Annotated in this window: 20 protein-coding genes and 1 pseudogene; 10 read left to right on the top strand and 11 right to left on the bottom strand. The window is 69.8% G+C overall.

Annotated elements, in window-relative coordinates; translation table 11 throughout:
- The first annotated feature begins 76 nt into the window (after positions 1 to 76).
- Complete coding sequence (locus RM812_RS22155; protein ID WP_311574974.1) at positions 77 to 1597, top strand: polysaccharide deacetylase family protein; 1521 nt, start codon at positions 77 to 79, stop codon at positions 1595 to 1597.
- 95 nt (positions 1598 to 1692) lie between these two features.
- Positions 1693 to 1905: a DUF4287 domain-containing protein gene (locus tag RM812_RS22150; RefSeq protein ID WP_311574973.1), complete on the top strand. Its 213-nt coding sequence runs from the start codon at positions 1693 to 1695 to the stop codon at positions 1903 to 1905.
- A gap of 48 nt (positions 1906 to 1953) precedes the next feature.
- On the opposite strand, the gene RM812_RS22145 is transcribed toward RM812_RS22150, so the two are convergent.
- From RM812_RS22145 to RM812_RS22135, 3 genes are all read right to left on the bottom strand, one after another.
- A complete protein-coding gene (locus RM812_RS22145) occupies positions 1954 to 2208 on the bottom strand; it encodes an exodeoxyribonuclease VII small subunit (protein ID WP_311574972.1) in 255 nt (84 codons plus the stop codon).
- 9 nt (positions 2209 to 2217) lie between these two features.
- A complete protein-coding gene (xseA, locus tag RM812_RS22140; RefSeq protein ID WP_311574971.1) occupies positions 2218 to 3426 on the bottom strand; it encodes an exodeoxyribonuclease VII large subunit in 1209 nt (402 codons plus the stop codon).
- A gap of 467 nt (positions 3427 to 3893) precedes the next feature.
- Entirely contained in the window at positions 3894 to 5267 is a 1374-nt protein-coding gene (locus tag RM812_RS22135; RefSeq protein WP_311574970.1) for an APC family permease, read from the bottom strand.
- Positions 5268 to 5372: 105 nt separating this feature from the next.
- Here RM812_RS22135 and RM812_RS22130 point away from each other — a divergent pair, with 105 nt between their 5' ends.
- Together RM812_RS22130 and ppgK are read left to right on the top strand one after the other, a co-directional pair.
- Entirely contained in the window at positions 5373 to 6389 is a 1017-nt protein-coding gene (locus RM812_RS22130) for a 4-hydroxy-3-methylbut-2-enyl diphosphate reductase (RefSeq protein WP_311574969.1), read from the top strand.
- Between the two features lie 29 nt (positions 6390 to 6418).
- On the top strand, positions 6419 to 7183 hold the full coding sequence (ppgK, locus tag RM812_RS22125; RefSeq protein ID WP_311574968.1) for a polyphosphate--glucose phosphotransferase: 765 nt from the start codon (positions 6419 to 6421) through the stop codon (positions 7181 to 7183).
- Between the two features lie 37 nt (positions 7184 to 7220).
- Here ppgK and RM812_RS22120 read toward each other — a convergent pair whose 3' ends face one another.
- Entirely contained in the window at positions 7221 to 7901 is a 681-nt protein-coding gene (locus tag RM812_RS22120) for a DUF6542 domain-containing protein (protein ID WP_311574967.1), read from the bottom strand.
- A gap of 176 nt (positions 7902 to 8077) precedes the next feature.
- Between RM812_RS22120 and ychF the strand changes: the two genes are divergently transcribed.
- Positions 8078 to 9166, top strand: a complete 1089-nt coding sequence (gene ychF / locus RM812_RS22115) for a redox-regulated ATPase YchF (protein ID WP_311574966.1) — start codon at positions 8078 to 8080, stop codon at positions 9164 to 9166.
- A gap of 108 nt (positions 9167 to 9274) precedes the next feature.
- Here ychF and RM812_RS22110 read toward each other — a convergent pair whose 3' ends face one another.
- Together RM812_RS22110 and RM812_RS22105 are read right to left on the bottom strand one after the other, a co-directional pair.
- The gene (locus RM812_RS22110; RefSeq protein WP_394816501.1) at positions 9275 to 9658 is read right to left on the bottom strand and encodes a tyrosine-type recombinase/integrase; all 384 of its coding nucleotides are present in this window, start codon (positions 9656 to 9658) and stop codon (positions 9275 to 9277) included.
- Between the two features lie 84 nt (positions 9659 to 9742).
- Positions 9743 to 9949, bottom strand: a complete 207-nt coding sequence (locus RM812_RS22105) for a hypothetical protein (RefSeq protein WP_311574964.1) — start codon at positions 9947 to 9949, stop codon at positions 9743 to 9745.
- Between RM812_RS22105 and RM812_RS22100 the strand changes: the two are divergent.
- A pseudogene (locus RM812_RS22100) lies at positions 9892 to 10861 on the top strand (relaxase/mobilization nuclease domain-containing protein); the annotation flags it as partial. The gene RM812_RS22105 and the pseudogene RM812_RS22100 overlap by 58 nt on opposite strands.
- Before the next feature lie 131 nt (positions 10862 to 10992).
- Complete coding sequence (locus tag RM812_RS22095) at positions 10993 to 11772, top strand: SMI1/KNR4 family protein (protein ID WP_311574963.1); 780 nt, start codon at positions 10993 to 10995, stop codon at positions 11770 to 11772.
- A gap of 89 nt (positions 11773 to 11861) precedes the next feature.
- On the opposite strand, the gene RM812_RS22090 is transcribed toward RM812_RS22095, so the two are convergent.
- The 4 genes from RM812_RS22090 to RM812_RS22075 all read right to left on the bottom strand — a co-directional run bounded on the left by RM812_RS22090 (position 11862) and on the right by RM812_RS22075 (position 14910).
- Positions 11862 to 12440, bottom strand: a complete 579-nt coding sequence (locus RM812_RS22090; protein WP_311574962.1) for an HAD domain-containing protein — start codon at positions 12438 to 12440, stop codon at positions 11862 to 11864.
- A 35-nt stretch (positions 12441 to 12475) separates the two neighbouring features.
- Positions 12476 to 13168 carry a class I SAM-dependent methyltransferase gene (locus tag RM812_RS22085; protein WP_311574961.1) on the bottom strand — a complete coding sequence of 231 codons (693 nt, stop codon included), beginning with the start codon at positions 13166 to 13168 and terminating at the stop codon, positions 12476 to 12478.
- A gap of 1 nt (position 13169) precedes the next feature.
- The gene (locus RM812_RS22080; protein WP_311574960.1) at positions 13170 to 14081 is read right to left on the bottom strand and encodes a phosphotransferase family protein; all 912 of its coding nucleotides are present in this window, start codon (positions 14079 to 14081) and stop codon (positions 13170 to 13172) included.
- 79 nt (positions 14082 to 14160) lie between these two features.
- Positions 14161 to 14910: a hypothetical protein gene (locus RM812_RS22075; protein ID WP_311574959.1), complete on the bottom strand. Its 750-nt coding sequence runs from the start codon at positions 14908 to 14910 to the stop codon at positions 14161 to 14163.
- A gap of 222 nt (positions 14911 to 15132) precedes the next feature.
- On the opposite strand from RM812_RS22075, the gene RM812_RS22070 reads away from it, so the two are divergent.
- A complete protein-coding gene (locus RM812_RS22070; RefSeq protein WP_311574958.1) occupies positions 15133 to 16488 on the top strand; it encodes a tetratricopeptide repeat protein in 1356 nt (451 codons plus the stop codon).
- 1 nt (position 16489) lies between these two features.
- Positions 16490 to 17026 carry an NUDIX domain-containing protein gene (locus RM812_RS22065; RefSeq protein ID WP_311574957.1) on the top strand — a complete coding sequence of 179 codons (537 nt, stop codon included), beginning with the start codon at positions 16490 to 16492 and terminating at the stop codon, positions 17024 to 17026.
- A 95-nt stretch (positions 17027 to 17121) separates the two neighbouring features.
- Here RM812_RS22065 and RM812_RS22060 read toward each other — a convergent pair whose 3' ends face one another.
- Complete coding sequence (locus RM812_RS22060) at positions 17122 to 19887, bottom strand: ParA family protein (RefSeq protein ID WP_311574956.1); 2766 nt, start codon at positions 19885 to 19887, stop codon at positions 17122 to 17124.
- A 310-nt stretch (positions 19888 to 20197) separates the two neighbouring features.
- Between RM812_RS22060 and RM812_RS22055 the strand changes: the two genes are divergently transcribed.
- On the top strand, positions 20198 to 20725 hold the full coding sequence (locus RM812_RS22055) for a hypothetical protein (RefSeq protein WP_311574955.1): 528 nt from the start codon (positions 20198 to 20200) through the stop codon (positions 20723 to 20725).
- Positions 20726 to 20784: the final 59 nt, after the last annotated feature.

Here is a 20784-nt window from a genome sequence, read left to right as displayed (position 1 = left end):
GCGGCCTCGCCGTCGCCGGCACCGTCGCCGCCGTCGCCGTGATCTACCTGTTCGTCGTCACCCGGGGACGGCCGCTGTGAACGGCCACCGACCGTCCCTGTTCCGACCGGGCCGCCGTCCGCTGCTGCGCGCCGTCCTCGCGCTGCTGGCGCTCGCGGTGCCCGCCCTGGCCTTCACCACCGCCTGGCAGTACGACAGCTACCGCCGGGCGGTGGCCCACCAGGCAGCCCCGCCCGCGCCCTCGTCCGGCGCCCCGGTCCGGGGAGCCGGCGCGTCCCCGGCCCGCGAAGCACCGGTCGTGCTCGCCTACCACGACGTCGGCCCGGAGACGAACAGCCACTACACCGTCTCCCCGCAACGCTTCGACGCCCACCTGCGCGCCCTGCGCGAGGCCGGCTACCGCACCCTGACCACGGGGGAGTTCACCGAGTTCCTGCGCACCGGCCGGACACCCGCGCCGCGCAGCGTCTACCTCACCTTCGACGACGGCACGCACGGACTGTGGGTGCACGCCGACCCGATCCTGGCCAGGCACCGGATGAAGGCCGCGGCCTACCTCATCACCGGCCAGGTGGGCACCCACCGGCCGTACTACCTCTCCTGGGCCGAGATCGAGCGGATGGCGCGGTCCGGCCGCTGGGACTTCCAGGCCCACACCGACCGCAGCCACGTCCGGTCGGTGGTGGACGCGACCGGGCGGAAGGCGCCGGTGCTCACCAACCGGCTGTGGCTGGAGGGGGAGCGGCGCCTGGAGAGCGAGCGGGAGTACCGGCTCCGGGTCGAGGCCGACCTCGACCGGTCGATCGACGCGTTCGCGCGCCGCGGACTGCCGCGACCGGAGCTGTTCGCCTACCCCTTCTCCGAGACGCGGCAGGGGACCAACCTCGGGCCGAACGGCTTCGGCGCACTGCGGACCATGCTGCGGGAGCGGTTCACCGCCGCCCTCACCAACTCCTCGTCCCGCCCCCTGCCACCGGGCCGGCGGGCCGCGGCGGCCGGCGAGGTCCAGCGGCTGGAGGTCACCCGGGACACGACCTCCACCGCCCTGCTCCGGGAACTCGCCCGCTGGACGCCGGTCGCACCCGCCGACGTCCACCGCCCGCTGGAGCGGCCCGACGACTGGCGCTTCCCCAAGAGCGCGGAGGAGATCGGGATCGGCGCCCTCACCGGCGAGGACCCGCACCCCCGGCGCACGTACGTGTGGGCCGACCACCGGCCGATCGCCACCGCGGACTGGACCACCTACCGGGTGCGTGCCACGGTGACCGGGCTGCGCGGCCCCGCCACCGGCGCGGGCCTCACCGTGCGGGTCGGCAGCGAGCACCCCGCCTTCGTGTCGCTCGGACGCGGCACCGCACGCCTCGGCGAGCGCGGCACCAAGGGCAAGCGCTGCGAACTCGACCCGTCGGGCACGCACGAACTCCGCGTGTCGGTGACCCCCGAGGAGGTGCGCGTGTCCGTCGACGGCCGCCTCTGCGGGAAGCTGCGGTCGCACTGGCGGACGGACGCGCACGGCGCGGGGGGCTTCTCCCTCAACGTGCGCAACGAGGACGGAAGCGGACCCTGGCCCCGCTTCACCTCGCTGACGGTGAAGTGACGTACCTCACGGCCGTCGGGCGATGACTCCAGCGCGCCCCGGCGGTCCTACCGGCAACGTCTCGCTCACCACCGCACAGAGGGGATCGCGTCGACATGACCGCCACCGTGAAGGGCCCCGCCTCCTACTTCCCGTCGATTGAGAAGAAGTACGGCCGCCCGGTCGCGGAGTGGAAGGAGCTGATCCGCTCCTCGCCGCTCACCAAGCACATGGAACTCGTCTCCTGGCTCAAGACCGAGCACGGCCTGGGCCACGGGCACGCGAACGCGCTCGTCGCCCACACCCTCGCCGAGGACACCGGCAAGTAGGCCGGGCCGGCCGGCCGGCCACGGGGGCCTGTCGGTCACGGGGCGGATCTACCGGCCCCCGTCCTCGCCCTCCTCCGCCGCGGACTCCTCGGCCAGCGCCGCGTCCAGGCGGGCCCGGGCGCCGTCCAGCCGGCGGCGGCAGACCTTCGCCAGCTCCTCGCCCCGTTCCCACAGGGCGAGGGACTCCTCCAACGTCGTACCGCCCGCCTCCAGCCGCCGTACGACCTCGATCAGCTCGTCCCGCGCCTGCTCGTACCCGAGCGCCTCGGACTCGGCCGTCGGCTGTTCCACCTCGCTGGTCATCCACTCACCCTATGCGTCGACTCGTACGGAGAAATCGCCCTCGCTGACGCGTGCGCGCAGCGTCTCGCCCGGCTCCACCTCGCCGGGGTCGCGGACGGCGTGGCCGTCGGCCCGCTGCAGCACCGCGTACCCCCGCTTCAGGGTCGCGGCGGGGGAGAGGGCCACCACGCGCGCGTGCGTGTGCGTCAGCTCGGAGTCGGCCCGGTCGAGGTGGTGCCGCAGGGAGCGGCGGCCCCGGTCCAGCAGGGCCGCCACCTGGTCGGCCCGCTCGTCGATCATCCGGTGCGGGTCCTGTATCGACGGCCGGGCGAGCGCGTGGGCCAGCCCCCGCTCCTCGCGGTCGACGAACGCCGCCACGCACCGGCGCGCCCGGTCCCGCAGCAGCCGGACCCGCTCGTACTCCTCGCCGACGTCCGGTACGACCTTCTTCGCGGCGTCGGTCGGCGTGGAGGCGCGCAGGTCGGCGACGTGGTCCAGCAGCGGATTGTCCGGCTCGTGCCCGATCGCCGAGACGACCGGCGTACGGCACTGGGCGACCGCCCGCACCAGTTGCTCGTCGGAGAACGGCAGCAGGTCCTCCACGCTGCCGCCGCCGCGCGCGACGACGATCACGTCCACGTCGTCCATCGCGTCCAGCTCCTTCACCGCCTGTACCACCTGCGGCACGGCGTGCACGCCCTGCACGGCGACATTGCGCACCTCGAAACGGACGGCGGGCCAGCGGTGCCGGGCGTTCTCCAGGACGTCCCGCTCGGCCGCCGAGGCGCGCCCGCACACCAGGCCGATCAGCCGCGGCAGGAAGGGCAGCGGCTTCTTCCGCTCCGGCGCGAACAGCCCCTCGCGCGCGAGGGCCTTCTTCAGCTGCTCCAGACGTGCGAGCAGCTCCCCGACACCCACGGGCTTGATCTCGGCGGCCCGCAGCGACAGCTGCCCGCGCGGCGCATACCACTCCGGCTTGGCGTGGACCACGACCCGCGCGCCCTCGCCGACCAGGTCCGCCACCGCGTCGAACACCTGCCGGTAGCAGGTCACGCTCACGGAGATGTCGTACGACGGATCGCGCAGCGTCAGGAACACCACGCCGGCGCCCGGCCGCCGCGACAACTGCGTGATCTGCCCCTCGACCCACACCGCACCGAGCCGGTCGATCCATCCGCCGATCAGCCGTGACACCTCGCCCACGGGCAGCGGGCTTTCGGGAGTCGAGTTAACAGCCATGCGCCTGAGCGTAACGGCCGGGTCCGACAACCGGCCCCGGCCCGACGCCCCCACCGAAGACACGCGTCGACTCGCGCGCGTGGGTGTGGTGGGGTTCGCCGGATGGTCGCGTGTGCTGTCCGTTTCCGTCCGGGGGCCGCGTGCTTGGGCCGGTCGGCCCGGGTGCGGTGGCTCGGGTGTGCGTGGGTGTGGCGGGGTTCGCCGGATGGTCGCGTGTGCCGTCCGTTTCCGTCCGGGGGCCGCGTGCTTGGGCCGGTCGGCCCGGGTGCGGTGGCTCGGGTGTGCGTGGGTGTGGTGGGGTTCGCCGGATGGTCGCGTGTGCCGTCCGTTCCCGTTCGTGGGCCGCACGCCTTGCCGGCCCGACCGCCGGGCCCGACCGCCGGGGGTCGGGCCCGGCGGTCGGCTGCCGGCGCGCGGCTGTACGGGCACGTCCGTACGGGCGCGGCGCGTCACGGGCGGCGTTCGCCTCATGCCCCCGCCGTGCGCCGCCCGCGCGCCTGTAGCGCCAGTACCACCAACCCCACCACCAGCCAGATCGCCCCCACCACCTGCGCCGTGCGGGACGCCTCCACGATCACGGCGATCGTGATCGCCGCCCCGAGCACCGGCACCAGCGCATGCCGCCACCAGCTCACCGGCCCCCCGCCGCGCCGGACCGCGAACCAGCCCACCACGCTCGCGTGGAGCAGCGTGAAGGCCGTGAGGGCGCCGACGTCGACCACCGACACCAGGTGGTCGAGACCGTCGTTCCGCCGGGCCGCCCACACCGCCGCCACCATCGTGATCACGGCTGAGACCAGCAGCGCCACCCGCGGCACCCCGGAGTCCGTCCGTGCCAGCACCCGCGGCAGCCGCCGGTCGCGCCCCATGGCGAACAGCAGCCGCCCGGCCGCCGCCTGCCCGGCCAGTGCCGCGAACGCCGCGCCGATCGCCTTGCTCACCGCGACCAGGTCGTGCAGCCACGTCCCCGCGGACGCGTCCACGGCGTCGTAGAACGCCGTCCCCTGCCGTTCCGGCTCCGCCGCCAGCCGAGCCGACGTCACCGGCTCCAGCAGCGCGACCAGGTACGTCTGCGCCACGAACAGCACGCCCGCCAGCGCCAGGCAGAACAGCAGCGCCCGCGCGACCTTCGCCGAGCCGCCGGTGACCTCTTCCGCGAAGGTGGCGATCGCGTCGAAGCCCAGGTAGGACAACACCGCCACCGACACCGCGCCCACCACCGCCGACAGCGCGAACGCCCCCTGCGTGCCGTCCCCGGACAGCGGCGACAGCCAGCCGCGCTCGGCCCCGTCGCGCGCGAGGACCACGAGCGCCGTCACCACGAACACCAGCAGCACCACGATCTCCATGGCGAGCACCAGGAACCCCACCCGGGCCGCCGCGCGCACGCCCCACAGGTTCAGCAGGGTCGTGACGACCACCGCCAGCGCCGTCCACACCCACCGCGACACCTCCGGGACCAGCGCCTCCATGGCGATCCCGGAGAACAGGTACGCCACCGCCGGGATGAGGACGTAGTCCAGCATCGCCATCCACCCGGCGACGAAACCGAACTCCTTGCCGAGCCCCACGCGCGCGTAGGCGAACACCGACCCCGCCTGGGGGACCACCCGCACCATCTGCGCGTAGCTGAACGCGGTGAACGCCATCGCGACCGTGGCGACGACGTACACGAGCGCCACCGCGCCGTGCGACTTGGCGTCCAGCGTGCCGAAGACGCCGACCGGCGCCATGGGCGCGATGAACAGCAGCCCGTAGACCACCAGGTCCCTGAAGCCCAGGCTGCGCTTGAGCTCGTGTTCCTCACCGGCCCCCTGGGCCGTCGTACCGGTCTCGGACATCGTGCCTCCGCCAGAGCCTCGCACTGGTGCCTGGGAACGTCCCCGTCAGTCTCCCCGGCATCACTGTGCCCACGCGATCCCTGACCCGCCGAACGCGGCCTTACGATGGGTGCCATGACTGCTTCGTCTGGCCGCCGTGTCCTGCTCGCCGCCCCCCGTGGCTACTGCGCGGGTGTGGACCGCGCCGTGATCGCCGTCGAGAAAGCCCTGGAGCAGTACGGGGCTCCGGTGTACGTCCGGCACGAGATCGTCCACAACAAGTACGTCGTCCAGACCCTGGAGAAGAAGGGCGCCATCTTCGTCGAGCAGACGGAGGAGGTCCCCCCGGGGAACATCGTCATGTTCTCCGCGCACGGCGTGGCCCCCGTCGTCCACGAGGAGGCCGAGCGCGGCAGGCTCGCCACCATCGACGCCACCTGCCCGCTCGTCACCAAGGTGCACAAGGAAGCCGTCCGCTTCGCCAACGACGACTACGACATCCTCCTGATCGGCCACGAGGGCCACGAGGAGGTCATCGGCACCTCCGGCGAGGCCCCCGACCACATCCAGCTCGTCGACGGCCCCGAGGACGTCGCCAAGGTCGAGGTCCGCGACCCGTCGAAGGTGGTGTGGCTGTCGCAGACCACCCTCTCCGTCGACGAGACCATGGAGACCGTCGACGCGCTCAAGGACAAGTTCCCGCAGCTCATCTCCCCGCCGAGCGACGACATCTGCTACGCCACGCAGAACCGCCAGCTCGCGGTCAAGCAGATGGGCGCCGAGGCCGACCTGGTGATCGTCGTCGGCTCCCGCAACTCCTCCAACTCCAAGCGGCTGGTCGAGGTCGCCAAGCAGGCGGGCGCACGCGACGCGTACCTGGTGGACTTCGCCGACGAGATCGACGAGACCTGGCTGGAGGGCGTCTCCACCGTGGGCCTCACCTCCGGCGCCTCCGTCCCGGACGTCCTGGTCGAGCAGGTCCTGGAGTGGCTGTCCCAGCGCGGCTTCGAGGACGTGGAGATCGTCAAGGCCGCCGAGGAGTCGATCATCTTCTCGCTGCCCAAGGAGCTCCGGCGTGACCTGCGCGAGGAGGCGGCGGCCCTGGTGGCGGAGCGGGGCGGCTCCGGTACGGGCGGGGCGTGACCGTCAGTCGTCCGTCGTAACGTAGGGCCATGCAGATCTTCGGCGTGGACATCGGCGGATCCGGGATCAAGGGCGCACCTGTGGACCTCGACAGGGGCGACCTGGCCCAGGAGCGCTGCAAGGTACTGACCCCGCACCCGGCGACCCCCGAGGGCGTGGCCGACGGGGTGAAGCAGGTCGTCGAGCACTTCGGCTGGACCGGACCGGTCGGGCTCACCTTCCCGGGTGTGGTGACCGGCGGCGCCGTGGTCCGTACGGCGGCCAACGTCGACAAGAGCTGGGTCGACACCGACGCGCGTGCCCTGTTCGGCGAGCGGCTGGGCGGGCTGGACGTGACGGTCGTCAACGACGCGGACGCGGCGGGCGTCGCCGAGATGCACTTCGGCGCCGGTCGCGGCCGGCAGGGCACGGTCATCCTGCTCACCTTCGGCACCGGCATCGGCAGCGCCGTCTTCACCGACGGCGCCCTCGTCCCCAACAGCGAGCTGGGCCACCTGGAGCTGGACGGTCACGACGCGGAGAAGCGGGCGTCCAGCAAGGTCAAGGACGACCGCGACCTGTCCTGGGAGCAGTGGGCCCACAGGGTGCAGAAGTACCTCGCCCACGTCGAGATGCTGTTCTCACCCGAGCTGTTCATCATCGGCGGCGGGGTCAGCCGCAAGTCCCACAAGTTCCTCCACCACATCGAGGGCATCCAGGCGGAGATCGTCCCCGCGCAGCTCCAGAACAACGCGGGGATCGTGGGGGCGGCGATGCGGGCGGCGGAGCGGGCCGGCGCACCCGCCACGGGCTGAACCGGCCCGCACGCCGGTTGCGCGGCTGAACCGGCCCTCACGCCGGCGCCCGGTTCCGGGCGGCGGCAGCCCGTCGGCGCAGCAGCCGGATCCTCCGGACGATGACGGTCGAACCCGCGACCATGGTCCCGCCGTACAGCCAGCCGGCCCCGGTCGCCAGGGCGGTCACCAGCCCCATCAGCCGCCCGCCGAGACCGTCCCCGCTCTCGGAGACGGTCACGACCCCCACGGCGAAGGCGATCGGCACGACGACGGGGGCGGTCAGCAGGTCGCCCCTGCGTACCCAGAGCGCGGTGAGCAGGCACACCGGCAGGAACAGCGCGCCGTACACCGCGAGGGACGCGCCGAACAGCACCCGGTCGAGGAACCCGAGCACGGTCATCACGGCCGCGCAGAACAGACCGCCGCCCAGCCCCGTCAGCCGCGGGTTGGGCAGCTCCCGCAGGGTGCGCAGGCTCCGACGGACCACAGGCCCGGACCGGAGCGGCCGTACCGCGGCCGGTCCCGGTCGCGGCCCTCGGCCCATCCGCTGTCCGCCCGGCCGCCCGCCCGGCCCCTCGGCCGGCGGCCGACCAGCCGGTCCCCCGACCGGTCTCCCGGCCGGTCGTCCCACCGGTCCCCCGGGCGGGATGCCGCCCGCACCCCGCCCTTGAGGGGGCAGCGGCGCCCGGGCCCGTCGCGGTCCGTACTGCGCAGGTCGCGTCCTGTGTTGCTCCACTGGACCAACTTAGGTCGGTTTATGTGCCGAATGGCCCCTCAGACACGCCGTCGGACCGAGCTCGGCCAAGCCTTCGACACCGCGCGGGGCCAGTACCGGCCACCCCGTAGACTGGTGGATCGGCCCCTGCCTGGCCCGCCCCACCCTCCGCATCCTCACGTACGGGAAGTCGCAACGTGTCGCTCACGATCGGAATCGTCGGTCTGCCGAATGTCGGCAAGTCGACCCTGTTCAACGCCCTGACCAAGAACGACGTGCTCGCGGCCAACTACCCGTTCGCCACGATCGAGCCCAACGTCGGCGTCGTCGGCGTCCCCGACCCCCGCCTGACGAAGCTGGCCGAGATCTTCTCCTCGGAGAAGGTCCTCCCGGCCACCGTCGACTTCGTCGACATCGCGGGCATCGTGCGCGGCGCGAGCGAGGGCGAGGGACTGGGCAACAAGTTCCTGGCCAACATCCGCGAGTCCGACGCGATCTGCCAGGTCATCCGTGCCTTCAAGGACGAGAACGTCGTCCACGTCGACGGCAAGGTCTCGCCCAAGGACGACATCGAGACGATCAACACCGAGCTGATCCTCGCCGACCTCCAGACCATCGAGAAGGTCCTCCCGCGCCTCCAGAAGGAGTCCCGGATCAAGAAGGACGTCGCGCCGAAGGTCAAGGCGGTCGAGGAGGCGAAGGAGATCCTGGAGAAGGGCGACACGCTCTTCGCGCACGGCATCGTCCAGGGCACCGAGCGCAACGAGCTCCTCCACGACCTGCACCTGCTCACCACCAAGCCCTTCCTCTACGTCTTCAACGTCGACGAGGAAGAGCTGACCGACGACGACTTCAAGAACGAGCAGCGCGCCCTGGTCGCCCCCGCCGAGGCGATCTTCCTCAACGCCAAGCTGGAGGCGGACCTCGCCGAGCTGGAGGAGGACGAGGCGCTGGAGCTCCTCCAGTCCGTCGGCCAGGACGAGCCCGGCCTCGCCACCCTCGCCCACGTCGGCTTCCGCACCCTCGGCCTGCAGACCTACCTGACGGCCGGCCCCAAGGAATCCCGCGCCTGGACCATCAAGAAGGGCGCCACCGCCCCCGAGGCCGCCGGTGTCATCCACACCGACTTCCAGAAGGGCTTCATCAAGGCCGAGGTCATCTCCTTCGAGGACCTGGTCGAGACGGGCTCGGTGGCAGAGGCCCGCGCCAAGGGCAAGGCGCGCATGGAGGGCAAGGACTACGTGATGCAGGACGGGGACGTGGTGGAGTTCCGCTTCAACGTCTAATACGTTCGGTGAAAGGCCGTCTGACCTGCGGCGGAGCGGGTTGGGCGGCCTTTGTGGTCCGCGCAGAGTCCGCGGCGTGCTGACCTCGGTCAGCGCGCGGGGGAGCGGCTACGCCGCTTCGTCGACCCGTGGCTGGGCGTCGGCGGACCGGTCCGCGTACGCCTTGTCGACGGCGGCCCGGGTCCGCTCCTCGGAGTCGGGCCACAGGTGGGTGTAGATGTTCAGCGTCATGGCCGCGTTGGTGTGGCCGAGGCGCTCGGAGACCGTCTTCACGGACTCGCCGTGCTTGATCAGCAGGCTGGCGTAGTGATGCCGGAGGGCGTGGGGTCCGGTGCCCTTCGCTATCCCGGCCTTCGCGCAGGCGGGCCGCCAGGACCCATCCATGAAGTGCGTGTAGACCACGGGTCCGCCCTGCGGCGCCGTGAAGAGCCAGCCCTCGGGCCCATCGGCGGGGAAGTCCCGCAGGTGGGCCTTCATCGCATCCACCGCCATGCGGGGGAGCGGGACCGTGCGATGCGAGCGAGCGGTCTTGGGCGGGCAGACGTACACGCCGTGCTTGGCGGTCTGCTGGACCTGCTACTCGACCGAGATGGTGCCGTGCAGCAGGTCGAGGTGGCGGACCTGGAGACCGAACAGCTCGCCGGGGCGGAGGCCGGTGGCCGCGCCGAGCAGCACGAGGCCCTTGTATCGGGCGGGTATCTCCTCGGACAGCGTCCGCACCTGCTCGACGGTCAGCGGCAGGACCTTCTTCCGGGGCACCGAGGGCAGCTTCACTTGGCGCACGGATTGTTCTCGCCCCCGACCTCTCCATCAACCGCCTACGCGAACGCCTCCCCGACCAGAAGGTGGCCGACCACCCGCGGTATGTGGCGGACCCCGCCGACCTATGGCGCCACACCACCACCGCCATACACACGGCACGCATCGTCCTCGACTCCGATGACGATGCAGCCGCCCAGGGCCACCTGGCCGCCTTCGGTGACGCCCTGTACAACATCGCCAGCGCCACGACCGGCCCACACCGAGTGGAACTTCGGACGGCAGCGATGGCGTTCAACCGCGCTCGCCGCTCCGCCACCCGCGCCGACCACCAGGCCGCCACCGCCCTGCGCAAGGCCGCCAAGGAACTCGCCTACGCCCCCAGGGAGCCGGGCGGACTCGCCATCGCCCTACTCTTCGCCACCGTCCACCTGGCCCGCGCCGCTGCCAAGTGGCACGAACAGCGCGGCCACGAACAACAGGCCGCTCCAGCCGAAGAAGCCCTCCCGCCACCTACAGGCGGGCTACCAGCAGGCCGCCACACCCGTCCTGGCGGACCTGGCCCGCCGCGCACCACGAGCCGCAACCGCCCGCCGCTACGAGCAAGACGTTCGCGGGGCTCTCCCCGATCACGCCGACCGAATCCTCGCCGACCCCACTTGGACCGCCCTGACCACCACCCTCGCTCACGCCCAGACCGCCGGCCACAACCCCCGACGTCTCCTGACCGAGGTGGGCACCCAGCGAGAGCTCGACAGCGCCGAGCACCCCGCCGAGGTCCTCAACTGGCGCATCACCGCTCAGCCGAACAGGCGGGCCCAAGCGGCTCGCACACGACGCACCATCAGCGGCAGCCCATCGGCCAGGTCGGCCACGCCACACCCTCCGGCCACACCAGTGGCCACGAGGCCCGAAGAGCGCCGTCGACACCGCTGACCCCGGTCAGATGCCCTCGCCACGCGTCCTGGCGAGGGCATCTGGCGCCCCCTGAATCGGCTGTGGCGGCAATTTCGTGATGATCACGATGACGTCCGGCCGCAGGGTGGCGAGCACGTAGGGTCAGCGCCATGACTGACAGGTTTGACGTGGCTGAGGTGCTGGCTGACGGGTGCTGGGATCGGGCGGACGCGTGGGCATTCGTCAGCGGGTTCGCCGCTTCTTGGTCCACTCCGCTGTTGTGGACTGACGGGTTCACTTCAATAGAGGTGCAGCGGGCTGAGGCTAGGCTTGGCCTTCGCCTTCCGGTCGCTCTCCAGGAGGCGTATGCGTTGTTCGGCCGACGGCGTGACCTGGTTGCTCAGCACAATCCGCTGCTAGAGCCGGACGAGCTGCTGCTCGATCCTTCCGGGGAACTTCTGGTGTTCCGCAGCGAGAACCAGGGCTGTGCAGGGTGGGGTGTGTCGTTGACTGACTTGTCCCGTGAGGACCCGCCGGTCTTTTTGTTCTCTGATCGTCTTCCGTCCAGCCGACGGCCCTTCCTCGATCGCCTATCCCTGGCTTGCGTGGAAATCATCCTGAGCGAAGCCGCCATGGCTAGTTGGACCCAGCAACGCGCATGTCAGGCAACCCCCGAGGTGCTTGCCTCTCTGGAAAGGCAGTTCACCTCGATCGAGCTGCCGCCGTATCCGGCATGGTTCGAGCCGTTGGGACTGCCCGTTCGGTGGTTCTCTGCCCCCGGTTTGCTGCTGTGCCTGGAGCCCGGTTCGCCGGGGAGGGATCTGGTTGTGATCGGCCGGACGGAGGATGATCTCCAGCGTGCCCTCGAAGCGATTCCTGGTGCCTGGCCTGTGGCGGCGCCAGTTGTAACGGGGCTGGTCGACGAGGGTGACTTCGTTCTGCCGTTCTGACGATCACGGCGGCTGAGCAAAGACGAGTGTTCGCAGGAGAGCGGAGAACTCTCGCCCGTAGGACCTGCGCTTGATGAACTTGGTACGCGTCAGGCTGCTTCGGTTTCGCTCGGAGTAACGGTCGCACCAGCCCGCACGGCCAGCAGCCGCTCCGCCCACGCCCTGGCCTCGACCACGTGTTCAGCCTGCAGCCCAGCACGGGGATCGGGTTGGATCAGGAGGGTCGCCGCGGCGCGGGCGGTGCGCTCTGCGGCCCAGGCGTGGTCGAGGCTGGTGAAGTCGTCGTCGATCCAGACGGCGGGGGCATCGCCGAGCCAGGCTTCGACGTGGTCGCGTTTCCACAGGTAGCCGTTGGGGTGGCTGGTGGTGATCTGCGGACGCGGGAGGTCGACGTGCGGCAGAGGCGGGAGGCCGAGGAGCGGTCCAATCAGGGTGGCGGCGTCCTGCCGCCAGCTGGTGCACCAGACCGGCGTGACGAAACCCGCACTGATCACGTCCATGAGCATGGGGCCGTGGGCGGGGTCGAGCCAGACGGTGACCGGGTTGCCGGCACTCCGACCGTTGGGGACGACGTCGTGGCGGGCGTGGGTGGCCGGGGTCGAGCCGTCCGCGTCGGGGAAGGGTATGAGGACGCCGTCGATGTCGAGGAGCAGGTAGGGCGGGCGCATCGGTCCCTCCGGGGGAAGTTGGGGCGAATGGCTGGTCAGAGCTTGCGGGCGCGGATCAGCAGGGTGGTGGGCCAGTGGCCCATGCGGGGGTCGTGGAACTCATGTGCCGAAGTGAGCCAGAAACCCGCCTGGCTGAGGTGCTTCTCCCAGCGGTCCGTGGAGAACTCCCACCGGGCGATGGGGAGCCGGGAGCGGTCGGGAAGGGTGACGAAGTCACGGCGGGGACGGTCGTCGCCGGAGGGGCTTCGACCGCCGCGCTGCGGGTGGGGGACGGAGAAGGCGAGCACTCGTCCGGGCGTGAGGCGCTGGGCGGCGGCTGGCAACAGGAGCTCTGGGGCGACAAGGCCGACGGCGCCGAAGACGGAGTAGATCGCGTCGAACTGCTCGTCGGAGGCGTGCAGGTAGTGCAGGGCGTGGCCGGCGACGAAGGTGAGGTTGTTCAGCCGTCCGTAGTGGGAGCGGGCGCGGCGGACCTGGAGGCCGACCAGGTCGACGCCGGTGACGTGGGCTCCGTGGCGGGTCGCGAGGTGGGCTGCGTTGTGGCCGGGGCCGCAGCCGAGTTCCAGGAGTGGCTTGCCGCGCAGGTCGGGGCCGAGGATCTCTGCTCCGGGGCCTTGGCCGGGTCTCGTGGTCCATTCCATCCGGGCGGGTACGGAGAGGGGTTCGGCGAGGCCGGCGGCGGTGCGCTGGGCGGTGTGGGCGTGCCAGGGGGATGCCTGGGCGAGCACGTCAGATCTCCAGGAGGTGGAGGATGTCGGTGAGGTGGCGGCGGACGGCCTTGATGTAGGCGGGGTCGGTGGCCGGGTCGTTGATCCAGCGGATGGACTGCTCCATGAACCACTCGACGGCCCACATGCGGTGCCAGCCCAGGGCCCAGTGTTCGGCGGTGAGGCCGCCGCGCGGGGCGAGGGCGTCGGGGGTGCCGCCGGCGGTGACGTACTGCTCCAGGAAGACGCGGAGGCGGATGGGGTGCGGGGGCTCGATGGTGCCGTGCCAGCTGGCGAGGTCGAGCAGGCCGGGGCCGGTGAAGGCGCGGGCGAAGTCGAGCAGCCGCCAGCCGCGCTCGCCGATGTGGAGGCTGGTGGGGTGGAACTCGGAGTGCACCCAGCCGAACGGTTCCAGTGTTGCTCCGGCCGAGCGGGCTTCGGCGGCCTGGGCGATCCGGTCGAGCGCGTCCTCGACGTCGTCGGCGTCCTGCCACCGGTCGGCCTTGCGCAGCCGTTCGAGGTGTTCCAGCGCCCGGGCCGGAAGTGCGCGCAGGCGCTCCTGGTCGAGTACGGGCAAGGGCGGGGCCGTACGGGTGCCGTGCAGGATCACGGCCGCGGCGACGCCGTCGAGGTCGTCGGCCTCGCGGACGGACGGTCCGAGGTCCTCCATGAGCATGCCGAGCCAGCCGTTCAGGACGGCGGAGGCGTGGACCTGGGGGACGGGTACGCCGAGGGTGTGGGCCAGGCGGAGGGCCTGGTCCTCGCTGTCGAAGGGCTTCTTGGCGTACTTGAAGATGGCCGTGGCACCGTCGGGCGAGGTCACGCGCTCGACGCCGGACATGGACCACACGCGCACCTCCTCCCGTACGGCGGTGGTCCGGCCGGTCGCGGTGAGCAGGTTGTCGAGGAGTTCGGCGCTGGGGTTCGTGGTCACGTGAGGGCTCCGGGGAGATGGTGGCGTCCGGGGCGGGCGAGGGGTGCTGGCCCGCCCCGGAGCCTGATCGGGTGGTGGGTTATGCGGCGGGGTTCACGCGGTGGGCGTAGACCTGCTCGATCCAGCCCGCCTTGAAGGCCGCGAGGTCGTCGCGGAAGTTCGCCATCGAGGCACCGTAGGGCGCGACCACGCCGCCGGACTGGTCCGGCACGGACTGGCAGCCGTGCACGAGCCGGCCGCCGAGGGCGGCGTGGGCCTTGATGGACTCGATCCGGCGGTGTTCGTTGAACCAGCCGCCGTGGTAGACCTCGTCGAGCATCCCGCCCGTCTCGTCGTCCAGGTCGAAGACGACGGAGGTGGCGGCGGGGAAGAACCAGCACGGGCCGACGTTGGAGATGTGCCCGTCCAGCTCGACCTTGTTGAGCGCCATGAGCGTGGCCGCCTCGCGGAGCATCCGCAGGTGGTCGGCGGTGATCTGCGGCAGACCGAGGCTGGCCAGGTGCTCCTCGCGGAAGAGGTACGCGTACACCTCGTACGCGGTGCCCACGACGCGGGCCGCGTCGGACGTGGACTCACCGTGCTGCTTGATGAAGTCGAGCGCGAGCTGCTCGACCGCGCTCTCGGTCGTCTCGTCCACGTCCAGGAGCTGGGACTTGACCAGCTCCCAGTCGGCGACGAGCCAGGTGTTCGACTCGAAGCGGAAGAAGTACTCCGCCGGGTCGATCGTGATGCGCCGGCCGTCGACCTGGATGCCGGGCAGGCGGCTCCAGCGCGGGTCGAACGCCTCGGGCAGCTCGGCCGTGATGGCCGTGGTGTCGATGGTGGTCACCGTGTCTCCGTCTCTGATTGGCCGGTCTCGGGCACAGGAATGCCCGAGCCTGGTGTGGGCGTACGGAACTTCGGGGTGCCGCCTGGACCAAGGGGGAGCCTGGATCACGGTCGCGCCGTTCCGGGCGGCTGCTGATAAGTGAACCGGTGGTCACGCTCAGTGGGTACGGTGGAAGGCAGTTGAAGCGGTATACGCGGTTTACAGCTCCAGGGGGAGGCGATCGTGGCGGCGCAGAGAGACCCCAACTCCCGTCTGCGCGATGCCATCGACGCGGCCGGCTGCACTTACGACACCCTCGCCCGAGACGTGCGGCGCATCGCCGCCGAGAACGGCGAGATCCTCCAGACCAATAAGTCGGCCATCTCGCACTGGGTGAACGGCACTCGTGCCCCGTCGGGCCGAGTCGGCCAGTACCTCGCCGAAGCACTGTCCCGCCGAGCGGGACGTACGGTCACCCGTACCGAGATCGGCCTGCCCGTCGGTGATGCCGAGGAGCCGACCGAATCCGACCCCGTCCTCGCCGTCACCGACCTGGGCCGCGCCGACGTCGAGCGTCGCCGCTTCCTCGCTATCGCGGCCTTCACCACCGCCGGCGTCGCGATGCCGCTCGGCTACGACCACGAAGCCACCACCCGCATGCTCCGCGCCCGCACCGGCACGTCCCTCGTCGGCGCGGAGGACGTGGATGTCGTACGCCAGATCACCGCCGCCTTCAGCGCCGCCGACGAGCGCCTCGGCGGCGGGCACGGCCTAACCACCGTCACCGTGTACCTCGCCGACACCGCCGCACCCATGCTGCGCGGACGCTTCCCCAGTGAAGCCTTACGCAGGGCCGCCTTCGGCGCCGTCGCCGAACTCGCCTACCTCGCCGGCTGGAAGCACCACGACCTCGGCCAGGAAGGCGCCGCCCAGCGCTACTACCAGGTCGGCTACAAGCTCGCCTGCGAAGCCGACCCCCGCGGCCACGCAGCCTGGATGATGCGCGCCCTCGCCCACCAGGCCCTGAGCCTCAAGCAGCCCCACCACTGCGTTGACCTCGTCGAAGGCGCCCTACGCAAAGGTCTCGGCCACGTCGACGGCCAGACCGAGGCCCTCCTCCACATCACGCACGCCCGCGCCTACGCAGCCACCGACGAGAACCCCTTGGCTGTGCGGGCCCTGCTCGCTGCCGAGGACGCCCTCCTACGAGACGACGGCCCCCAGCCCAGCTACTCCCGCGTCAGTGGCCCCGCCGCCGGCACCGTGGCGAGCCACACCGCCCGCACCCTGACCGACCTCGCCGACCACATCGGCACCGAGCAGCAGCACCGGGACGCCCTCACCCGCTGGGACCCCGTGAAGTACAAGCGCGTCCACGCCCTCACGCACGCCGACCTCGGCGACAGCCTCGCCGCCCAGGCCCGCGCTGACGAGGCCGTCGCCGCCTGGACCCAGGCCCTCGTCCTCATGGAGGGCATGACCTCCGACCGGACGCGCAAGGCGATCACCTCGATCCGTTCCACCCTGGCGATCTACCAGAGGCGCAAGGTACCCGGTGCCGCCGATCTCGCCCGTCGTGCTCGCGAGGCCCTCGCCTAACATGCCCAACAAACCGCCCAACGAAGGGAACACCGTGGCCCAGCAGACCGACGATCAGCCGAAGGCCCTGAAGCCGGCGCTCGAATCGATGACCCTGCTGGTCGCCGCCGTCATCGTCCACGACAAGGCCACCAACCGCGTCGTCCTCCTCCAGCGCAGCGAGAACGCCAAGTTCGCCCAGGGCCTGTGGGACCTCCCCGTCGGCAAGAGCGAACCGGGCGAACCGATCACCGAGACGGCCGTCCGCGAGCTGTACGAGGAGACGGGCCTCACGGTGAAGCCCGAGTCCCTCAAGGTCGCCCACATCATCCACGGCGCCTGGGGCGTCGAGGCACCCAACGGCTTCCTCACGGTCGTCTTCGCCGCCCACGAATGGACCGGCGAACCCGAAAACCGCGAACCCCGCAAGCACTCCCAGGTCCGCTGGGTCGACGCTAGCGCTATCCCCGAAGCCTTCGTCGACACCACAGCCAGTGCCCTGCACCACTACCTGGCCAGCGGCGCGGACGTCTCCCTGGACGGCTGGCAAACCGCGTGAGCATCACGTTGCCCCACCGGATGGCGTTGGCCAGCTGGGTGTCAGACAGACCAGGTAGAAGTACGGGTAGTGTCCGGTTCACCGGCGGACTCGATTCAGATTACGTCGCCCCTATCGCGAATGAGCTTGGTAATTGAGACCACCCTCGGGCGGCCAACGTTACTGACCCCAAAGCCGAGTCCATATCGATAGATCTCAGGGATCCAGTATTGGTCGTTCTCCCTGAAGAGGACGCCGTTTGCCTCGAGTAGGCGAGCCTGCACGGAATCCAACTCCACGGACTCGAGTGTGAAGGGCACCTTGCGGATCTCCTCCGGCAATGCCTGTAGGTGCTTGAAAACGGTCCTGACAGGTACGTTTTCCTGCTCCATCGCGGAGATCTTCTCACGGCTTGAGCGAGGCAGTGCCCTGCGCATTGCTGAGGGGGTCAGCAGGCGATCTGACCAGCGTCCAGTCTTTTCGTCACCTGCTGAGTCGCTGGCGGCCTCGGCCAGGAAATAGAAGATGTCTCGCGCCTGAACCTGCAGATTGAAATCGGAAAGGGCGGCGAGGAACCATTCCTCGGATCGGGCTTCTCGAGAGCGATCTGACCCAAGCTTCTGGCCCCACATCTGGACGAGAAGTCGAGAGAGTGTTTTGGCTCCAGCTGAGCGGATGCTTACGGATTCGTCCGGAGTTAGAACTCTGGCTCGTTCTCCGACCCAGGCCACCAAGCGAAGCGCTTCCGTACGGTTCCAGCGGAGCTCGTAGGCGCGATGCCGTTCAAGAAACTGCTGGGCATTTTGTTGTACGGAGTTCAAAACGAGGTCACGCCGCACGAATACCACCAGGCCCAAGGGGCGCCCGCGAAGTGAGCGAAGCCATTCAGGGCAACCAGTGAGCAATGCCCTCAGTGCGCGCTGCTGCTGGATATTACTGCTGAAGTCCTGGAATAGGTCCTCGAGTCCGTCGATCACGAAGATTGCTCGCTGGCTTCGCGCGAGGTCGGTGAGTACCGACTCGGCAGTCTCGGGCGTGGCGCTCAGGCCAGCTGCTCGCGCCAAGCACGTCAACCACACCCGGCGCCATCCCACCTCATTCATGTCAGTGCCGAGTGCATCAGTGACAAGATCGCGAAGTGACAAGAAACTAGCTGGTTCGTTTCCGGTGAGTTCGTTGGCAGAAACCTTCTGAACTTCTTCGACTTCATCTCGCAGTTCATCGGCGAGATTCTGTGAAGCCAAAACAGGCACTAGTGGGGCGCGCAGTTCAACACCATCCACCCCAGCTGCTCTGGCGAAGGCATCCCAGGTTCCCTGACGGCACATGCGGAGATATGTGAAGGTCTTTCCAGACCCCTTGGCGCCGACAATGATTTCGACCGGCGCCTCGGTTCTGTGGGTAGAGACCAGGTTTACGAGAGCTTCTGTGGGCAGGAAGTCTTCCTGGACCTGCGCTGTCTCTGCATACGTGAGACTTCGGGCCAGCTTCGCCAGAGCCTCACGGGTACCTTGAGGATCATCGCGAAGTCCCGGCAGGGCAGACTCCGATTCCGTCAGTCCGAGGGGGCTAAGGGCGTCCGCCAGTCCGGACACCACGGATCGCAGCGTCGTTCGCTCGATTCTCTCGCAGACGTCAGTCCAGCCTCGGGGAAGGGCAAGCAAGGGGGAAAGGAATGGGCTGCTGAAGGGCTCGGATGCCACATCACGGTCGACCGTGGTTGCATCACCACCCTCACCAGAAGCATCGGGTGGCGAAGTGATGGTTCGAGCGACTGCCTCCATCAGAGTTGCCGCCGCTTCGGACAACTCCGCGCTGTGCTCTTTTTGTTGAAACTGAGTGAGCAGCACAGCACAAGCTGGATCGGTCGATCGCCGAGATGGGGCACGGTGAGCCAAGTGGTGCAGCAGATTCGTTGTGCCCTGGACTGACTGGTCGCTGATAGTGGTTACAAATACCCGGTGCACTCGAGGGTCGAGAAGGATTGGCGCGCTGAGCTCGCTGGTGCCGGCCCTCAGGTCGATCAGAACAGTGTCTGCCCCGACGGAGTGAGCCAGTTCCGCTAGTGCCTCGGTCAGGATGTACGGCGGTTTGTTGTGGGTGAGCAGGTCCACCGGCTGGATTCGGGGAGGCCCGACCCGGACGGCGTCCCGGGTGGCGGGTAGGACGATGATGCCGTCCTGCTCTTGGTTGAGAAGGAACTTTCGGGCCATTGCGATGGCCCGGCCGCGGTCGTTGCCTGTAGAACCGTGCAGCAGCGCGAGGAAGTCGTCCAGTGCGAAATCGAGTCGGCCTCCCTGGGCAGCGACCATCCAGCTGATGCCTGGCGCCTCAAGGTCAGCATCGACCAGCAGTACTCGGCGACTTCCCCCTACGGCGTCGGCGCCCCGCTCAGCCAGCTCACGGGCCAGTGCGACGCAGTGCAGCGTGCGTCCGACTCCGCCCTTGAAGGAGTGAAAGGCGCAGATTCGTACACCGTTTGGGAATGACTCGGCCTCGGGCGCGGGTAGGCCCTCTGCTAGTTGCCGGACGATACGCCGCTCGCTCCAGCGGGGCTGCCTGGTCACTTCGGTGAGTTCTGTCGCTGAGCGCAGGTGGACCGCAAGGGCATCCTCGTTGCGTTCGCCCTCAAGGGATTCCAAGAGAATTGCTTGGCGTCCCACATCCACAGTCAGGGGGCCAAGCCGCTCGGCAAGCCAGGTCCACACAGCTTCGGGGTCGGTGCCCTCGGCTACGGTGAATTCGACACTGTCCCAGTAGGCATCGACCTCGAGTAGCCAGGGTTCCCATTCACCCCGCGCTGCGAGCTTGGCGAAGTGCTCGTCGACATCCACCCACGTGTAGAGGTGGCTCGGAGCCGGAAGGCCCTCCTTGACGGTCACCGCTTGTGCTCCCTTCGACACCATTCGCTGAGGCTGCTCAACGCGGCGTCCGCAGCTTTCTCGTCATCCCCCTGCAGCGCGGCGCCATAGCGCCAAGCCTCGTGGAGTTGATGCTGTTCCACTCGGCTCCGTTCGTCGTGTCGACGACGACAGCCAGCCAACTGGCCTATTGTCTCGGCACTGAGATTGAGCGCCTTAGAAGCTGTTGTCTTTCCGGACGTGATCGACGCGTTTCCGCTGGTCGGGGATAGGGGTGGTGGTTCCGTGGGAGTGGTGGCCTGTCGGGTCGTCGTTCCCGGGGAGGTCACGGATGCCGTCGGTTGTTGGGCTGCTGGAACAGCACGAGCTCGCCGCTCGGCGTCGAGTCGACGGGCTGCGGGAGGAGGCCGACCGCATCCAGGCCGAGCTGGCTGCGGCCGAGCTGGAATGGCAGGAGTGGGCGATCGCCCGCAGACGGGTCGATACGGTGCTGGCTCCAAACGACGGCGCCACCGCTGAGGCGGAGGTCACCGCGGATGCGCAGGTGCAGTCGGTGCTCCAGGATGCGGCGAAGCCGAAGTCGCAGGTGCCGGTGTGGCGCCAGGGGCTGCCCTGGTCGGTGCTGTCGGTCGACTACCAGCGCATCCTGCAGGTGCTCGCGGACCGGGCCCGGCTTCATCAAGGGCCGCTGACCTGCCAGGAGATGGCCGCCATGTTCGGCATGGACGTGGTGCCGGCCCGGGTGGAGGCACTGCGGTCGAAAGCGAAACGCCTGGTCGCGCGAGGCTGGTTGGCCGAACAGCAGCCAGGCCGGTTCACCCTCGCGGCAGGCGTGAGCGAGCCAGGCGACGGGTCATGAGCAAGGTCATCGACCAGTAGACCATCGCCTCCGCGCTGGTGGTGCGCCGCTCGAAGTCG

The sequence above is a fragment of the Streptomyces lancefieldiae genome, from assembly GCF_031845825.1.
Taxonomy (GTDB): Bacteria; Actinomycetota; Actinomycetes; order Streptomycetales; family Streptomycetaceae; genus Streptomyces; species Streptomyces lancefieldiae.
Note: the sequence above shows the minus strand (reverse complement) of the source record. Positions and strands in the feature narration are given on the sequence as shown.

Coding starts and splice junctions, on each gene's coding strand:
- RM812_RS22150 (WP_311574973.1), top strand. CDS start 1,693: ATGACCGCCACCGTGAAGGGCCCCGCCTCCTACTTCCCGTCGATTGAG.
- RM812_RS22145 (WP_311574972.1), bottom strand. CDS start 2,208: ATGACCAGCGAGGTGGAACAGCCGACGGCCGAGTCCGAGGCGCTCGGG.
- xseA (WP_311574971.1), bottom strand. CDS start 3,426: ATGGCTGTTAACTCGACTCCCGAAAGCCCGCTGCCCGTGGGCGAGGTG.
- RM812_RS22135 (WP_311574970.1), bottom strand. CDS start 5,267: ATGTCCGAGACCGGTACGACGGCCCAGGGGGCCGGTGAGGAACACGAG.
- RM812_RS22130 (WP_311574969.1), top strand. CDS start 5,373: ATGGGTGCCATGACTGCTTCGTCTGGCCGCCGTGTCCTGCTCGCCGCC.
- ppgK (WP_311574968.1), top strand. CDS start 6,419: ATGCAGATCTTCGGCGTGGACATCGGCGGATCCGGGATCAAGGGCGCA.
- RM812_RS22110 (WP_394816501.1), bottom strand. CDS start 9,658: ATGGCGGTGGATGCGATGAAGGCCCACCTGCGGGACTTCCCCGCCGAT.
- RM812_RS22095 (WP_311574963.1), top strand. CDS start 10,993: ATGACTGACAGGTTTGACGTGGCTGAGGTGCTGGCTGACGGGTGCTGG.
- RM812_RS22090 (WP_311574962.1), bottom strand. CDS start 12,440: ATGCGCCCGCCCTACCTGCTCCTCGACATCGACGGCGTCCTCATACCC.
- RM812_RS22065 (WP_311574957.1), top strand. CDS start 16,490: ATGCCCAACAAACCGCCCAACGAAGGGAACACCGTGGCCCAGCAGACC.
- RM812_RS22055 (WP_311574955.1), top strand. CDS start 20,198: ATGCCGTCGGTTGTTGGGCTGCTGGAACAGCACGAGCTCGCCGCTCGG.